At 60.5% G+C, this 14,351-nt stretch carries 15 protein-coding genes and 2 pseudogenes; 9 read left to right on the top strand and 8 right to left on the bottom strand.

The window, feature by feature from the left end; all coding sequences use genetic code 11:
• Positions 1–2: 2 nt before the first annotated feature.
• Genes VOM14_RS28210 through VOM14_RS28200 form a run of 3 tightly spaced genes read right to left on the bottom strand, consistent with a single transcriptional unit; the run spans position 3 to position 1,787 of the window.
• Entirely contained in the window at positions 3–203 is a 201-nt protein-coding gene (locus tag VOM14_RS28210) for a DUF1289 domain-containing protein (RefSeq protein ID WP_327632028.1), read from the bottom strand.
• Positions 204–206: 3 nt separating this feature from the next.
• Positions 207–1,502, bottom strand: a complete 1,296-nt coding sequence (dmeF, locus tag VOM14_RS28205; RefSeq protein WP_327632005.1) for a CDF family Co(II)/Ni(II) efflux transporter DmeF — start codon at positions 1,500–1,502, stop codon at positions 207–209.
• Positions 1,503–1,511: 9 nt separating this feature from the next.
• A complete protein-coding gene (locus VOM14_RS28200) occupies positions 1,512–1,787 on the bottom strand; it encodes a metal/formaldehyde-sensitive transcriptional repressor (RefSeq protein ID WP_327632004.1) in 276 nt (91 codons plus the stop codon).
• Positions 1,788–1,900: 113 nt separating this feature from the next.
• On the opposite strand from VOM14_RS28200, the gene VOM14_RS28195 reads away from it, so the two are divergent.
• From VOM14_RS28195 to VOM14_RS28185, 3 genes are all read left to right on the top strand, one after another.
• The gene (locus VOM14_RS28195) at positions 1,901–2,374 is read left to right on the top strand and encodes a cupredoxin domain-containing protein (protein WP_327632003.1); all 474 of its coding nucleotides are present in this window, start codon (positions 1,901–1,903) and stop codon (positions 2,372–2,374) included.
• A gap of 348 nt (positions 2,375–2,722) precedes the next feature.
• Positions 2,723–4,153 carry an IS1182 family transposase gene (locus VOM14_RS28190; protein WP_327632027.1) on the top strand — a complete coding sequence of 477 codons (1,431 nt, stop codon included), beginning with the start codon at positions 2,723–2,725 and terminating at the stop codon, positions 4,151–4,153.
• Between the two features lie 200 nt (positions 4,154–4,353).
• Positions 4,354–4,530: a hypothetical protein gene (locus VOM14_RS28185; RefSeq protein ID WP_327632002.1), complete on the top strand. Its 177-nt coding sequence runs from the start codon at positions 4,354–4,356 to the stop codon at positions 4,528–4,530.
• Positions 4,531–4,676: 146 nt separating this feature from the next.
• Here VOM14_RS28185 and VOM14_RS28180 read toward each other — a convergent pair whose 3' ends face one another.
• Complete coding sequence (locus VOM14_RS28180; RefSeq protein WP_327632001.1) at positions 4,677–4,907, bottom strand: hypothetical protein; 231 nt, start codon at positions 4,905–4,907, stop codon at positions 4,677–4,679.
• Between the two features lie 431 nt (positions 4,908–5,338).
• On the opposite strand from VOM14_RS28180, the gene VOM14_RS28175 reads away from it, so the two are divergent.
• Positions 5,339–6,715, top strand: coding sequence for a chloride channel protein (locus VOM14_RS28175; protein WP_327632000.1), 1,377 nt, complete (start codon positions 5,339–5,341; stop codon positions 6,713–6,715).
• A gap of 613 nt (positions 6,716–7,328) precedes the next feature.
• Here VOM14_RS28175 and VOM14_RS28170 read toward each other — a convergent pair.
• A complete protein-coding gene (locus VOM14_RS28170) occupies positions 7,329–8,669 on the bottom strand; it encodes an MFS transporter (protein ID WP_327631999.1) in 1,341 nt (446 codons plus the stop codon).
• 96 nt (positions 8,670–8,765) lie between these two features.
• On the opposite strand from VOM14_RS28170, the gene VOM14_RS28165 reads away from it, so the two are divergent.
• Both VOM14_RS28165 and VOM14_RS28160 read left to right on the top strand, forming a co-directional pair.
• Positions 8,766–9,794, top strand: a complete 1,029-nt coding sequence (locus VOM14_RS28165) for an asparaginase (RefSeq protein ID WP_327631998.1) — start codon at positions 8,766–8,768, stop codon at positions 9,792–9,794.
• Positions 9,791–10,519, top strand: coding sequence for a GntR family transcriptional regulator (locus tag VOM14_RS28160; RefSeq protein WP_327631997.1), 729 nt, complete (start codon positions 9,791–9,793; stop codon positions 10,517–10,519). The genes VOM14_RS28165 and VOM14_RS28160 overlap by 4 nt, the downstream gene beginning before the upstream one ends.
• A 324-nt stretch (positions 10,520–10,843) precedes the next feature.
• Here VOM14_RS28160 and VOM14_RS28155 read toward each other — a convergent pair whose 3' ends face one another.
• Together VOM14_RS28155 and rpsU are read right to left on the bottom strand one after the other, a co-directional pair.
• A complete protein-coding gene (locus tag VOM14_RS28155) occupies positions 10,844–11,701 on the bottom strand; it encodes a PA4780 family RIO1-like protein kinase (RefSeq protein ID WP_327632026.1) in 858 nt (285 codons plus the stop codon).
• Positions 11,702–12,136: 435 nt separating this feature from the next.
• Entirely contained in the window at positions 12,137–12,349 is a 213-nt protein-coding gene (gene rpsU / locus VOM14_RS28150; protein WP_327631996.1) for a 30S ribosomal protein S21, read from the bottom strand.
• A 419-nt stretch (positions 12,350–12,768) separates the two neighbouring features.
• On the opposite strand from rpsU, the pseudogene VOM14_RS28145 reads away from it, so the two are divergent.
• Positions 12,769–13,309: pseudogene (locus VOM14_RS28145) on the top strand (hypothetical protein); the annotation flags it as partial.
• Between the two features lie 56 nt (positions 13,310–13,365).
• Positions 13,366–13,704, top strand: a pseudogene (locus tag VOM14_RS28140) (copper resistance CopC family protein).
• On the opposite strand, the gene VOM14_RS28135 reads toward VOM14_RS28140, so the two are convergent.
• Positions 13,683–13,907, bottom strand: coding sequence for a hypothetical protein (locus VOM14_RS28135; RefSeq protein ID WP_327631995.1), 225 nt, complete (start codon positions 13,905–13,907; stop codon positions 13,683–13,685). The pseudogene VOM14_RS28140 and the gene VOM14_RS28135 overlap by 22 nt on opposite strands.
• 265 nt (positions 13,908–14,172) lie before the next feature.
• Between VOM14_RS28135 and VOM14_RS28130 the strand changes: the two genes are divergently transcribed.
• Positions 14,173–14,343, top strand: coding sequence for a type II toxin-antitoxin system ParD family antitoxin (locus tag VOM14_RS28130; protein ID WP_327631994.1), 171 nt, complete (start codon positions 14,173–14,175; stop codon positions 14,341–14,343).
• The last annotated feature ends 8 nt before the right edge of the window (positions 14,344–14,351 follow it).

The following is a 14,351-nucleotide window of genomic DNA, read 5'->3' as shown; positions in this document are numbered from 1 at the left end:
CCTCAGTCTGGTTTCGACGCCTGCGTCGCTTCACGGGCGAGCTTTGCCTGACGGCGCGACTTCCCATTGAGGATCTGATGCCGTCGGTGATCCGTCATTTTTTTCCAGCCGCGCGCTTCGTCCCGCGTTCGATAACAGCCGGTGCAAAACCCGGTCTTGCCATCGAACGCGCACAGGTCAATGCATGGTGACTTGACTGCCATCAATCAGGCCGCGGCGCGAGGCGCGTTGACTTCAACCGTCAGATGCGACAGTTCCTTGAATCGCCGGAGTGCTGCGTGGTAGTAGCCTGGGCTGCGTTGAGCCTCGCGCGTGGCCACCGACACGATTGCGCTCATGTGACCGGGCCCTACCCGCCACACGTGGAGGTCAAGCACAGCGTCGCCATTGTCTTCGATCACGTTGCGGACATTCTCTGCCATGCGGCGGTCCGGATTCATGTCGAGCAGGATGCCACCGGTGTCGCGCATGAGGCCCCAGGACCAGTTGGCGATGACGAGTGCGCCGATTACGCCCGCAAGCGGGTCCATCCAGACCCAGCCAAACGCGCGGGCCAGCAGCAGGCCGATGATGGCCAGCACGGAAACCGCCGCGTCGGCAATGACGTGAATGTAGGCCGAGCGGATGTTGTGATCGCGGTGCGCTGCAGCCGATGCGTCGTTGTGGTCGTGGTCATGCTCCTCGAATGCGATCTGCTGCTCGCCATCGGGCAGACGAACAACTGCATGGAACGCGTGCGGCTCCGGAATATCATCCTTAGATTCAAGGTAGCCGCCGCGGTCAGCGAACGCGAAGGTCTGCTGCGTACCGTCGGGCCGTATCGTCGTGATCGAAACGGCTCCGGCGTTCAGCTTTGATGAGGACGTCTCGGGTGTGATGCGAAACACCGGCGGTACACCGTCTTCGAAGATCGTCACGGCAAACGCCCCGGCGCTGCAGACGATACGCTGTCCTGCATCGCCTTGGCCGTCGTCATGTGCGTGGCTGTGACCATGCCCGTGACTATGTCCATGACTGTGCCCATGACCATGACCGTGGTGGTCGCCGCTCAGCAGCCAGACGCTCGCGAGATTGACCAGCAGTCCAAGCACGGCGATAGGGATCGCCTGGCCGAAGTGGATGGGCACCGGCGAGAGAAAGCGCGACACGGCTTCGTACCCGATCAGCAGCGCGATCATTGCAAGCACGATGGCGCTGCTAAAGCCCGCGAGATCGCCCAGCTTGCCGGTACCGAATACGAAACGGCTGTCGGACGCGTGCCTCCGCGCGTAGGTGTACGCCAAAGCGGCGATGAGCATCGCGCCGGCGTGCGTCGACATGTGCAGACCGTCGGCGACGAGCGCCAGCGAGCCGAAGAGAGTGCCGCCGACAATTTCAGCCACCATCATCGCGCTGCACAGCGCGATTACCATCCAGGTCCGGCGCTCGTTGTCTTCATGGGCTGCACCCAGAAAGATGTGATCGTGCCCCGCACCGAAAGCGGAGTCTTCAAAGTTGCTCATGATTTCCTCTTACTTGAAGTAGCTGTGCACCACTTCGATCAGTTGCTCGGTGCCGCTGCCGTGCTCCTCGTCGTGCGGTTCTGCGTCGACGAGATGCGTGCGGATGTGGTCTTCGAGAACCACCGCGAGCAACCCGTTCATCGCGCCACGGCTACTGGTAATGAGCTGGAGCACATCCATGCATCCGCGCTCTTCTTCAAGTGCGCGCTCAATGGCTTCGACCTGTCCCTTGATGCGGCGAACCCGGTTGAGCAGCTTCTGTTTTTCGCGAATCGTATGGCTCACGGCTAGTCCCCTCAATACAGTAGGGGCCTATGTTATCTCATATAGGGTACGGGGGTATACGACTTTGTTGAGGCAGGGCTACACTGCGAGTTCCCTTTGAACTGGAGCCATCTATGCAACGCCCTTCATCCGCCGTAGTCGTGGCATCGATCGTGGCCCTGCTCTCGGCTGTCGTTTTTTCGCCGTCCGCCCAGGCTCACGGAACGGATAACGCCTCATCCGTCGGCACACCCGGCGACGCGAAGAACGCCACGCGCACGATCACGGTCACCATGCGCGACAGCATGCGCTTCGAGCCACCGAAGATCATCGTCAGGAAGAGCGAGACGATCCGATTCGTCGTCACGAACGCCGGCAAAGTACGCCACGAGATGACATTAGGTTCGAAGCAGGAGCTGAAGGAGCATGCCGGCATGATGCGGGAGATGCCGGATATGACGCATCAGGACGCCAATAGCGTCACGGTCGGGCCTGGGCAGACCGGGGATCTGGTGTGGCGATTTACGCGTACCGGCACTTTCGAGTTCGCCTGTCTGGAACCCGGACACCCCGAGGCAGGAATGAAGGGCACAATCACCGTCAAGTAAGACAACGCGGACCGCGGACTCACGATAGAGCGTTGATAGACCGATAGCGAATATGGAGCGGCCGTACCAAAGGCCCTCAACTCTCTGCATCTCCCAAGGTTAGGCAATCCGCCGGACAGAGTGGCTCAAGACGAGTAGTGCAATGTACGTTTGGGCACAAATGCAAGCCATTCGTCGGGCATTGGCTCGGCAAATGCATACGACATCCGGCAGGTTGGGAATGTGGACCAGCCATCCGAACGACGCTTTGTAAGATGCGTGCGCGAGCGACAGCTATTGGCCCAGAGTGTGTCAAAACGCCTTTTTGAAGCGCTAGAATCCTTCATCCGATAGCGGAGGATGAGCAAGATGAAGCGGTTCGTTCAAGGCGACAATCGTACGCAAAGCTTTCTCCTCCCTGAAGCACTTGACGACTACGTGATGGACACCAATCCCGTGCGCGTAGTCGATATTTTCGTAGATGAGCTCGATCTTCAGAAGCTCGGGTTTGAAGGTGTTGAGCCAGCGCCAACGGGTCGGCCTTCGTATCATCCAGAGGTGATGCTTAAGATCTACATCTACGGTTACCTGAACCGTATTCAATCTAGCCGTCGCCTTGAGCGTGAGGCCCAGCGCAACGTTGAACTGATGTGGCTCACGGGCCGCCTTGCGCCGGACTTCAAGACTATTGCCCGCTTCCGCAAAGACAACGGCAAAGCGATCCGCAGTGTCTGTCGTCAGTTCGTGATGCTATGCCAGCGTCTGGACCTCTTCGCAGACGCGCTCGTTGCGATCGACGGCAGCAAGTTCAAGGCGGTAAATCATCGCGACCGTAACTTCACGAGCGCAAAACTAGAACGACGGATGCGGGACATCGAGGCAAGCATCAGCCGCTATCTTGTGGAAATGGACACTGCTGATCGCCAGGAACCTACGATCGCGAAGGCGAAGACGGAACGGCTGCAAGACAAGATTGCGGCTCTCAAGGAGCAGATGCAAATCCTCAGGCAAGTCGAAGTTCAACTCGACGCGGCACCAGACAAGCAAGTGTCGCTCACGGACCCGGACTCGCGTTCGATGAAGACGCGGGGGACAGGTGTTGTTGGCTACAACGTCCAGGTAGCGGTCGATGCAAAGCACCACCTGATTGTCGCGCACGAGGTCACCAACAACGGCATTGATCGTGACCAACTCACCTCGATGGCCAAGCTGGCGCGTAGGGAAATGGGCGTCGATGAACTCGCGGCGGTTGCCGACCGAGGCTATTACAAGAGCGAGGAAATACTCGCATGCCACGAGGCCGGAATCACAGTGTTTGTTCCCAAGACGAAGACTTCGGGCGCGACCTTCGACGGACGCTTCGGTAAAGACGATTTTATTTACGATGCTGAGACGAACGAGTATCGATGCCCAGCAGGCGAGCGTCTCATATGGCGCTACAAGACAACCGAACGTGGTCTGAAGTTTGACCGCTACTGGAGTTCGGAGTGCCAACAGTGCTCTTTGAAACGCAAATGCACTCCAAGTACCGAACGTCGGGTAACGCGCTGGGAGCACGAAGGATTGCTCGAAGATATGCAGGTCCGGCTTGATCTCGCCCCGGACATGATGCGAATCCGACGACAGACAGTCGAGCATCCCTTCGGCACGATCAAGGCCTGGATGGGCGCCACTCATTTCCTAACTCGCACTATCGAGCGGGTGAGCACCGAGATGAGCTTGCACGTGCTCGCCTACAATATGAAGCGGGTTATCAAGCTTCTCGGTGCAGAAACGGTTATTAAGGCGATGCGGGTGTGAAACCCGTATGTGAATCACCATCCCCGCAATACATTCGGCACTGAATTGACGTTCGTCGTGCCGCAATCGATACGTCCAATCTGCCAACGAGCCAGTGTGCCTCGAGTTTCGCCGACGGCGCGTTTTGACACAGTCTGGGCCGCCTGCCGCCCGCTGTGCGCGTGCCAGTCCGCCCAACGGATGAGGACGACATTTGGCAGTTGCCCCTGATCGAGCGCAAGCAGTTGCTTCGGGATAGCTTTGACGACACTGCGCTGCTGGTCTACGCGAGCGGTATCGTCACGGCCGGCGCATGGGTGTTCGAGCAGGTCAAGGCGCGAGACTTCGAAGGGATGCTCGCCAAGCGACTCGACCTATCATCACGGTCGGTCGCGTGACTCGCTAAAGATCAGAAATCCGGACTACAGCAAGCCTTGGGATTCGGACGCAGGTTGCGCCCCTAACGGGGTAAAGAGAAGACGCGCGACCAGAACCGGTCACGCGTGCACAGGCAGACGGGAATGAATGATCGCCGAAAGAAACGCTACGATCCGCCGCCGGCCAGAACCTGCTCGACGGCCATCGAGCGTGCCGCTTCTTCGGCCTCTTCAGGGGTGTCGAACACGCTGTCCGACACGTGGACCCGATGCCATTCGGGTTTGTCGGAAGCGTCGCGGAAAATGCGGAAGCGCGCGCAATAGCCGCGCGGCGTGACCGGGACCACGTCGATTTCGACGGATGCGCCTTCTATCTGATGCCTGACGAAGCCGTCCATGCTGCCCTCCCGACGCCAGCGTTGAACGCAGAAATCCTAGCATGACGGGTTCGATGCGGCAGGTGCATTGCAGCATGCGGGGGTCACCTTCAGCGCCTTCCCGAACGACGCCAGACTGCGCAACAGGTGCCGTCGGCAAGGCACCGCCTGAATCATTCGGTCGACTCGTCCCTGCCGACGGCTCTTCGCGTCGCGTAACGTCGCGTCGGCGAGACGCCCCAGTGGCACGTTCCGCGTGCTGCTGTAACCGGGACAGTGCGTCCCTCGCCCAACGCGGGCGTGGTGAATGGCCGCGGCCAGGCAGGCACGACCGGCTCTTGTCGACCCACAACGGTCACTCAAGCTCGCGTGCCTTAACGGCGACTTCCAAGGTACGGCGGCCATTGGGACACCCGTCGTTATAATCAGTTCTTTTGTCGACAGGCCACCGGATGATTCGAGCGCTTCATTCCTTCTCGATCCTTACCGCACGGAGAACGCGCAGTCTGTGGCGCCGTTATGGCATTTTCTGGCTTGGCGCGATCGCCGTCGGACTGGTCGCCGTGTACTATGCGCGGCTGATCGACTGGGGCTATGGCTTCTTTCTCGATGTTCGCAGCGGGCATGCGTGGGTGCCGCTCGTCATCACGCCGGCTTCCGCCGCGCTGTGCGTGTTCATCACGCGCAGGTTCTTCCGCGGCTCTGAGGGCAGCGGCATTCCCCAGGTCATCGCAGTGCTCAATAGTCCGACGTCCGAGTCGGGCGGCCGCCTGCTCACTCTGCGAATCCTCGCGAGCAAGATCGCCGTGTCGTTCGTTGCGATTCTCGGCGGATTGACAATCGGCCGCGAAGGCCCGACGGTGCAGGTGGGCGCAGCGCTCATGTTCAATATGCGGCGCTTCTATCCACGCTCGAATTCGCTAATCGAACGGCAACTGGTGCTGGCCGGCGCAGCGGCGGGATTGTCGGCGGCGTTCAACACGCCGCTCGCAGGCATCGTCTTCGCGATCGAGGAACTGACGCGCAGCTTCGAGGTGCGCACAAGCGGCGTGCTCATCACAGGCATTATCATCGCGGGTATCATCGCGCTCGGGTTGAACGGCAACTACACTTACTTCGGCACGATCGATGTCGGGATGCACTTTCCAAAGTCGCTGGCCGTGGCAGTCGTCGCAACGGCCATCGTCACCGGCATTGCGGGGGGCGTATTTTGCTGGCTGCTGCTCAACACATCGAAGTGGATTCCCGCCCCGCTGCGCAAGCTCCATGCGTCGCAGCCGGTGGTGTTCGCGGCGCTGTGCGGCCTGATCATTGCGGCGGTGGGCCAGGTCTCGGGCGGTACGACGTTCGGCAGCGGCTACGCAGAAGCGCGCGGTCTGCTCGAAGGGCGCGAGCATCTGTCACCGTTCTTTCCGCTCCTTAAGATGGTGTCGATGATCGGCTCCTATCTGCCCGGCATTCCGGGCGGCATATTCGCGCCGTCGCTATCGATCGGCGCGGGTTTCGGCAACGTGCTGCACATATTGTTCTCGCAGATGCCCTTGCCGATGCTGATCGCGCTCGCGATGGTCGGCTATCTCGCGGCGGTGACGCAATCGCCGATCACGGCCTTTGTGATCGTGATGGAGATGATCAATGGGCATGCGCTCGTCATCTCGCTGATGGCGACGGCGCTCATATCAAGCCGGGTGTCGCGGCTATTCGCTCGACCGCTCTATGAAGCGCTGTCTGAACGCTACATGGCACCGCTGCCGAAACCCGCACCTTCCCCTGAAGTGCCGGACACGGGAGCGGGTGAGGAGCAGGCGGCGCCCGTCCAAAAGGACTAGGCGTCGCGAACCTCGCTTGACTAAACACTTCAAGTGTCTCTGGACGACCCGTTGCCGCCGCTCGGTCCACAAGGACGCCGACGACGGTTCTCAGTACTTCATCAGCCATTGACTTCAGGGAGCGTGCGCTGCTCGCCGGCGAGATCTGTCACCCCACGCTTGGCCGCCAATCACTTCACTTCCCGCATCGATGGCGTAAAGGTGATTCCAACCGGCATCCTTCCGGCCCGAGAAGCGGCTGACGGTCTGGCCCCACGGCGCACTCCGGCTCCTGACCAGTATCCAATAACGGATACCCTCGTAATTCAATTTCTGCCGTAGCCGCCTCAACGTTGTGACGAAGCACGACTGCGCGGCCTGAGATAGCGCCCACAAAAGCGTAAGTGTTTGCGCCCTTCAGACTGTCCGTATGGAGGTAGTCGCCTGTCTCTTCCGCGAAGGGGATGCCGAAGCCCGACTGTAGAACTCGCGGCTTGCGTAGCCTTCAGTCACAGTCGGGCCAAAGCCTGCGATGTGGTTTCGGACGGTCTCTTGCTCACTAATGCCCTGAGGGCTGCGCCAGCATTGCAGTGCCGGTGGTATGCAAATGCGCCGGCGATGCCGGCGCATTTGCTCATTCAGCAGCAACGACAGCACTCGCTTTGGCTTCCACCCGGGAGCCCACGCCTGGGCGAACCTGCAGCATGGCGAATACGCCCACCGCCGTCGCAACGGCGGTTGCGATAAACATCGAGGAGTAGCCATAGCGTGCTGACAGGATGCCGGCCAGTGTGGGCGCGAGCACCGCAGCGATGTTGGCGATGAAGTGCATGATGCCGCTGAAGGTTCCCACGCGCGACGGCGCGGTATCGATTACCACCGCCCAGTACACCGAGTTCGGCAAGGCGTTAAGGGCGTTTCCCAATGTCATCAGCGCAATCACGGCCCACACGCTCTGCGCTTGCGACACCAAAAGGAAGCACAGCGTGGTCAGGAGCAGCGAGCCTGCCGCAAACCAACTGCGCGCGATCACCAGCTTGCCGGTGCGCTTGTGCAGCCAGTCCGAGATGCGCCCACCGAGCAGAACCGTAAAGCATGCACCGACCCACGGGATCATCCCGACATACCAGAGCGACGACAGGGTGAAATGGAACTGGTCATGGAGGTACTTCGGCGTCCACGTCAGCAGCATGAAGTTGACGTAGATGAAGGAAAAGTAGCCGATGGAGTTGAACACTAGCGTCCGGCTTCGAAAGAAGGCCCACCACGGCAAGGCGGGTTGGACCTGGCTCATTGCCGTTGCCGCTTCAGCACGACCCGCGCGAATCGAGGCCAGTTCGCCGGCATTTACCTTTGGGTGGTCCTCAGGCCGGTTGGTATAGAGGCGGGCGAATAGGGTGATCAGAACCAGTCCCAACCCGCCCAGAACCACGTACATGGATCGCCAGCTGTCAGTCAGCAGCAGCAGGCCGACCGCGACCGGCGCGGTGATGAGCGCACCCAGCGGCGTGCTCAACAGGCCTATCGACACGGCGAAGCCGCGCTCAGCGGGCGGCGCCCAAGCCGACATGGTCTTGTTGATGATCGAGTACGCCGGGCCCTCCGAAAAGCCGAACAGGATCCGGACCATGGCAAAGCCGCTCAACGCCGAGCCGCCGAAGAGGGCAATGCCGAGATCGCCGGCCCAGATCATGCCGATCGCGAACAGTGACCAGGCGATTCCCGCGATCACCCATACCCGTTTCGCGCCGAGGCGGTCCGCGAGCGCGCCGCCGATCAGCGCACCGAACATATAGCCATAGCCAAAGTAGCCCAGCACGGAGCCCCATCCGGCGCGATCGAAGCCGTATTCGGCGGTGATCTGCCCGGCCGCATAAGCAATGGCCCCGCGGTCGATGTAGTTCACCAGGGCTATAACGACGATGAGCAGGAAGATGGTGTGCCGATACTGGCTTGGCGACGAATGTTGATGCATCGATGGTCTCCGTAACGTTAGGCGGTTCAAGTTGTGTTGCGAGTTGTTGATTATATATAATGCATAGTGCACAACGCACAATTAAGGGAAAACCATATGTCGAAACCTGCGGTTGCCATTGCTTCGCTCGGAGGCACAATCAGCATGACGCCGTCGGCGACGGCCGGCGGCGTCGTTCCCCGCCTGGACGCCGCCCAGTTGGTTGCAGCCGTGCCGGGGCTTGACGCTGTGGCCGATATCTCTGCGGAGTCCCTGCTCCAGTTGCCGAGTGCGTCGCTCGGCCCCGAGCAGTTGCTGGCATGCCTGGCATGGGCCGAAGGCAGGATCGCCACCGGCGCGTGTGGTGTGGTGCTGACCCAGGGTACCGATACGATCGAGGAGACCGCGTTCTTCCTAGACATGTATTGGCGCCATGCCGAGCCGCTCGTCATTACCGGCGCCATGCGTACTCCGCAGGCAGCGGGGGCGGATGGCCCTGCGAACCTGCTGGCGGCCGTACAAGTGGCAGTCGATGCGCAGAGCCGGGAACGTGGCGTACTTGTCGTGATGAACGACACCGTGCACGGGGCGCGATGGGTAACCAAATCGGATACCCTGTCCCTGCAGAGCTTCGTATCGCCCGGCGGCGGGCCGGCGGGGCGGGTGGTGGAGCGGCAGGCCGAGTACTTCCATGCGCCGGTCCAGCGGACACTGGTAAGCCGGCCCACACGGACTTTTCCGAAAGTGGCAGTTTTTACCGCACTCCTGGGCGATGATGGCGATCTGGCCGCGGCGGCGCCCGACCTGGGCTATGAAGGGGTCGTGATCGCGGGCTTCGGTGCGGGGCATATCTCTTCCGCCTTTGCCGAACGTGTCGAGGGCCTGGCGGAACGGGTGCCCGTCGTGATCGCCAGCCGCACGGGGGCCGGGCCGACCGCATTGCACACCTATGGTTTCTCAGGTTCCGAGGTCGATCTGGCGCGGCGCGGCGCCATGCTCGCAAAGTGGCTCCACCCTTACAAGGCGCGCCTGCTGCTGGCTGCGGTACTGGCGACCGAAACGGAGCGGGCACGCATTCCAGAGATGATGGCGAAGTGGGGTACACTGCCACGCCATTCACCAACCAACCTGCAGCCAGTCCCTTGAAGACTTTGCCTATTCCCACGCACGGCGTGCAAGCCGCGCCTGCGCGTCGGCTTACTGCTTATCAGTTTGCGGTGCAGACTTTGCGCGCCGACATCCTGCAGGGCCGTATGAAGGCAGGGGATCGCCTGCGCCAGGACGACCTAGCCAGGCGGCTGGAAATGAGCACGACGCCGGTGCGCGAAGCGCTGCGCACACTGATCTCAGAAGGGCTGGTTTTTTTCGACGCACATCGCGGCGCAGTGGTGCGTGGCCTGACGCTTGACGATGTGCAGGAAATCTACCGCCTGCGCAAGGTGCTTGAACCCATGATGGTCGAAGCAGCCATCACGGCAATCACGCCGGAAGAGATAGCGAGGGCCGAGGCGCTCCATGCGGAAATGCTCAACACCATGGATGTCACGCGGTGGACCGAGTTGAACCTGGCGTTCCACGCGGCGCTATGGTCCTCGCAGGAGTACAGCCGACTCGCCCACCTAGTCAAGACGTTGCGCGATTCATCCGCGCCGTATATCTCGCTGTCGCTCTACATGAGCCCGGAGCACCTCGCGCTCAGTAATGCAGAGCATGCCGAGATTCTGGCTCAGTACAAGCAACGCGATGTGGAAGCAGCGAAGCGCCAGACAGTCCATCATCTGGACGAGACGCTGAAGATCATCGTGCAGGTGATTCAACATTCCGACGCCCCGCCGGCACCAGCGGGTAACAGTCCCGAAGCTACCTTCTAGGGGTAGCTTTGACCTCCTCCAATGTGTGCCGAGAGCGTGAGCATCAGATAACCAACGACTGCGATGCTTTATCGCGAAGGTCCGTTGCCCAGGGCCAAGCGGTCGGTCAATATCCAATTGCGAGCTGCGACGTATGACCTTTCCTGGCCGGGTTGAGGCAATGCCCTCCGCGATTTGGCTGCCGGAGTCCGGCCATTGAGCGAGGACGGATACGACCTCGGACTGCCAATCGGGACGACGACCTCGAGCGGCCGCTGATGGCCGAGCGGCGACATCCTCGAAGACCTTCACTTTCGGACGATCTTCGGGGGACATTGAGCACGGTTACCGGCCTGCGCCCAGTTCCTGCTGTCGCCGCACTCGTGCGTCCTCCTCAAAACGTGTCTCTTCGAGTTCCTGCAGCACGCCAGCAAGGTCCACAGGTCGCGTGTCGACCTCGATGCGGCCGGTCAGTTCGGTATCGACATGCAGCCGGCCTGCTTCGAAGAGCGTCCAGATCTCCGTGCCATAATTTGCGGTGAGTATTTGCGGGGCAAATCGCCCGAAGTACGCGGCCAGGTTGTCGACGTCACGCTTGAGCATCGAGGCGGCTTCATTGTTGCCGGCTGCGTCGACGGCCTGCGGCAGATCAATGATCACCGGCCCATCCGCTGCCAGCAGGATGTTGTATTCCGACAGGTCGCCGTGAATCACTCCCGCGCAAAGCATGCGGACAACCTGGTTGAGCAGCAGCGCGTGCAGTTCGAGGGCGCCGGCTTCAGTCAGACCGACATCGTTGAGTCGTGGCGCGACGTCACCCATCGCATTGACCACCAGTTCCATCAGCAACACGCCATCGGTACAAATATAGGGTTGAGGCACCCGCACACCTGCGCCAGCGAGCCGGAACAGCGCATCGACCTCGGCGTTCTGCCATGACGCTTCCTGCATCTGACGGCCGTAGCGCGTACCTTTTTCCATTGCACGCGCCTGCCGGCTGTTCTTGACCTTGCGGCCGTCCCGATACGACGCGGCTTGCCGAAAACTGCGCTGCTTCGCGTCCTTGTAGACTTTTGCGCAACGCGTCAATTCGCCGCTGCGCACGACGTAGACTGTTGCCTCCTTGCCGCTCATCAACTGGCCGATAACTTCGTCGATGAGTCCTTCTTCGAGAAGTGGTGCGAGCCGTTTGGGTATTTTCATACGACCTCCAGCTGCGGCCCGTGGGACGAGCATTCCACATGCGTGGATGGTGAATCGCCCGCTGAGGCATGCGCGATCAAGAAACCGATGAATGGAGGGGCCAGTGCTGCCGATCGTATGCTTGTTGCGTGGGAGACGGATGGAGTCATTCCGGATTAAAGGGAAGGTGATGGGCGAGGACAAGGCGAGGCAAATCTCCTGCCAGCGGCATAGAGGCATTGCCGCCGCAGTTCCAGGGCGCGCGCAGCTTGGCCCGGCGGGCAGCAGCCGACCGGAAACTGTCTATCGATCGCAGAAAATCAAGTGGCCGGTATGCGAAGGCGGATTCAACCGGCCACTCGGCTCAGAAAGCCGGTTCCCCATGCGGAGGTTACGCGAGACACCCGGCTGGGCACTAGACGTGCCGCTTCAGCATGGCTGCCCGGCAGTTCCCGGTCAGTACCGCTTTTTCGGCGGCAACGACCGTTTGATCTGCTTGCGCAGGCGTGCCACTGCAGCAGCCTTTTTGCGCTTGCGTTCTGCGGTAGGTTTTTCGTAGGCTGTCCGGGCACGAAGCTCTGGAATCAAGCCGGTGCGCTCGATCGTGCGACGGAAACGGCGTATTGCAACTTCCACGGGCTCGTCGGGTTTCAGAATTACGGTGGTCAATTTTTTCCTTGGTTTGAGCGCTCGCCGGGTAACTGCTGCCGCGGCAGGCGCACTATGAAGACGTCTCCTGTTCGTCCGATCTCACCTCGATCATGCCACCGTCTGCCGCGGCTATTGAGCAGCGCTCGTGGCACTGCAAGATCACTGACGCTTCGCAGCCTCCTTCTTCAGCTTCTTCGCGTCCTTCTTTTCCTTCGGCGTTCTCGTGGCGACTTTCTTTTCCGTCTTCTTGGCGTCATGGGCTTTGCTCACGATGGCCTCCTTTTGTGTCGAATTTGACAGTGTACGACGCGAAGCCTCTTCGGCAGGCATGGGTTGACTCAAAAATACGCCGAAACGCTCGCAATTAGCGTCACGTGCCTGCCGCACCGTTGCCCGGCCGGTCGACATACAGCGGGACTGAAATCAACGTGGAAGCGTACCTGTTGTATGCCAACGAGGCGCACGAATTCATGACGTCCGTCGGCGTCAATCCCAATTTGGCGGCGCGGGAAGCCGCACGATTACCGACAACTTTTCGACCATCTCGCCAACCATCTATGTCGGCAAGGGCATGGGAGATCTGCCGGATCCACTGACATACCTGCGTCCGATCGCGATTACCGCCGAAGCCGCGCCGCGCTCACCACGGGCGCGGGACAGCCTAACGCGTTCAACTACGGCTTCACGTTGCAGTACAGCCTGCCCTACCTGCAGCAACATGTACGTGACCTCGGTCTGCCGCAACCGCTTGCGAATATTGTTCCGATAGTCAAGGTTCCGTTGTCGACAAGCCAGGGACAGACAACCGGTACGGTCAACCCCGGCTTCATCTGGATCAACCGCTACGGTCAATTCGGCGTCGAAGCGCAGATCCCGGTGAACCGCGCGAGCGGCTCGCATGTGGGCATTCTCGTGCAGGCCCACATCTTCCTCGATGATGTCGCGCCAAAGACGCTCGGCAAACCGCTGTTCCAGTGATGAAGGAGTCAACGATGAACCGAAATCGAAACATTCGGAAACGGGCCATCGCGAGCATGGCCGGCATTTTTGCCGGTCCTGTTCTCGCCGGCGCTGCGTTTGCACACGCATTTCCGCAGAAACAGGCACCGGGAGCCGGCGCGAGCGTTGCTGCACCGGCGCGGGTGAAAATCATCTTCGACAGGCCGCTGGAGCCGGCATTTTAATCGCTCACAATAACCAATGCCGCAGGAAAGCAGGTCAACGCCGAAAGGTCCACGGTGGACCCGAATCAGCCGGAAACGATCACCGTTGCGCCGCCTCCGTTGCAGGCCGGCCGCTATACAGTGCACTGGGTGGCAGTCGCTTCAGACGGGCATCGCACCCATGGCGACTACGCGTTCGAAGTAAAGTAGGCATCGGCGGCATCGCGAGCAGCTCGCAATTGCACAAACACCTGGCTCCCTTGTCGGCCTGCCACCACAATAGTCGGCATCCTGATGTCGTCACTGATGTTAGTGGAGAAAAAGTCGTCGACCATCCCCGCACGGAAGAAGGATTTCGCCTGAGCCGGCGTCCAAGTTTCAAATTTCTGACCGAAAAGATCGCCCGACGTCATGACATGCCCTCCCGCATTCGTCCTTCGAAGTATACGGGGACGTTTCTTAAAAATGTCGTGACGAATCGCCGAGTTGACGGCCTTCGGCTCGGCTTTGCACGCCATAGTTTCGCTGCGACACTGACCGCGAACACGTCGCTGACTTTCTGCCAGCACCTACGGCGGCGGCAGAGGCTTTTCCGCGCTCTCGCACAGCAAGTCGTGCAAGTTGATAGTAGTTGATAATTAGCATAGTCTCAGTCTAGGTCGATCGGAGGACAGAATTATGATTAGCGCAGAGTTAGGGCAGCAACTCGAGGGATATATCACCAAGCTGGTCGAGATGGGCCGCTACAGGTCCAAGAGCGAAGTCCTGCGCGAAGGCGTGCGCCTCATTCAGGACCGCGAGACGCAGCTCGTCGCGCGGGATAGCATCATTGATGCGCGGCGTCACTGATTCAGACT

Origin of the sequence: Paraburkholderia sp. MPAMCS5 (assembly GCF_036016995.1) — a bacterium.
GTDB lineage: Bacteria > Pseudomonadota > Gammaproteobacteria > Burkholderiales > Burkholderiaceae > Paraburkholderia.
Note: the sequence above shows the minus strand (reverse complement) of the source record. Positions and strands in the feature narration are given on the sequence as shown.

Coding starts and splice junctions, on each gene's coding strand:
- VOM14_RS28210 (WP_327632028.1), bottom strand. CDS start 203: ATGGCAGTCAAGTCACCATGCATTGACCTGTGCGCGTTCGATGGCAAG.
- dmeF (WP_327632005.1), bottom strand. CDS start 1,502: ATGAGCAACTTTGAAGACTCCGCTTTCGGTGCGGGGCACGATCACATC.
- VOM14_RS28195 (WP_327632003.1), top strand. CDS start 1,901: ATGCAACGCCCTTCATCCGCCGTAGTCGTGGCATCGATCGTGGCCCTG.
- VOM14_RS28190 (WP_327632027.1), top strand. CDS start 2,723: ATGAAGCGGTTCGTTCAAGGCGACAATCGTACGCAAAGCTTTCTCCTC.
- VOM14_RS28180 (WP_327632001.1), bottom strand. CDS start 4,907: ATGGACGGCTTCGTCAGGCATCAGATAGAAGGCGCATCCGTCGAAATC.
- VOM14_RS28175 (WP_327632000.1), top strand. CDS start 5,339: ATGATTCGAGCGCTTCATTCCTTCTCGATCCTTACCGCACGGAGAACG.
- VOM14_RS28170 (WP_327631999.1), bottom strand. CDS start 8,669: ATGCATCAACATTCGTCGCCAAGCCAGTATCGGCACACCATCTTCCTG.
- VOM14_RS28165 (WP_327631998.1), top strand. CDS start 8,766: ATGTCGAAACCTGCGGTTGCCATTGCTTCGCTCGGAGGCACAATCAGC.
- VOM14_RS28155 (WP_327632026.1), bottom strand. CDS start 11,701: ATGAAAATACCCAAACGGCTCGCACCACTTCTCGAAGAAGGACTCATC.
- VOM14_RS28135 (WP_327631995.1), bottom strand. CDS start 13,907: ATGACGTCGGGCGATCTTTTCGGTCAGAAATTTGAAACTTGGACGCCG.
- VOM14_RS28130 (WP_327631994.1), top strand. CDS start 14,173: ATGATTAGCGCAGAGTTAGGGCAGCAACTCGAGGGATATATCACCAAG.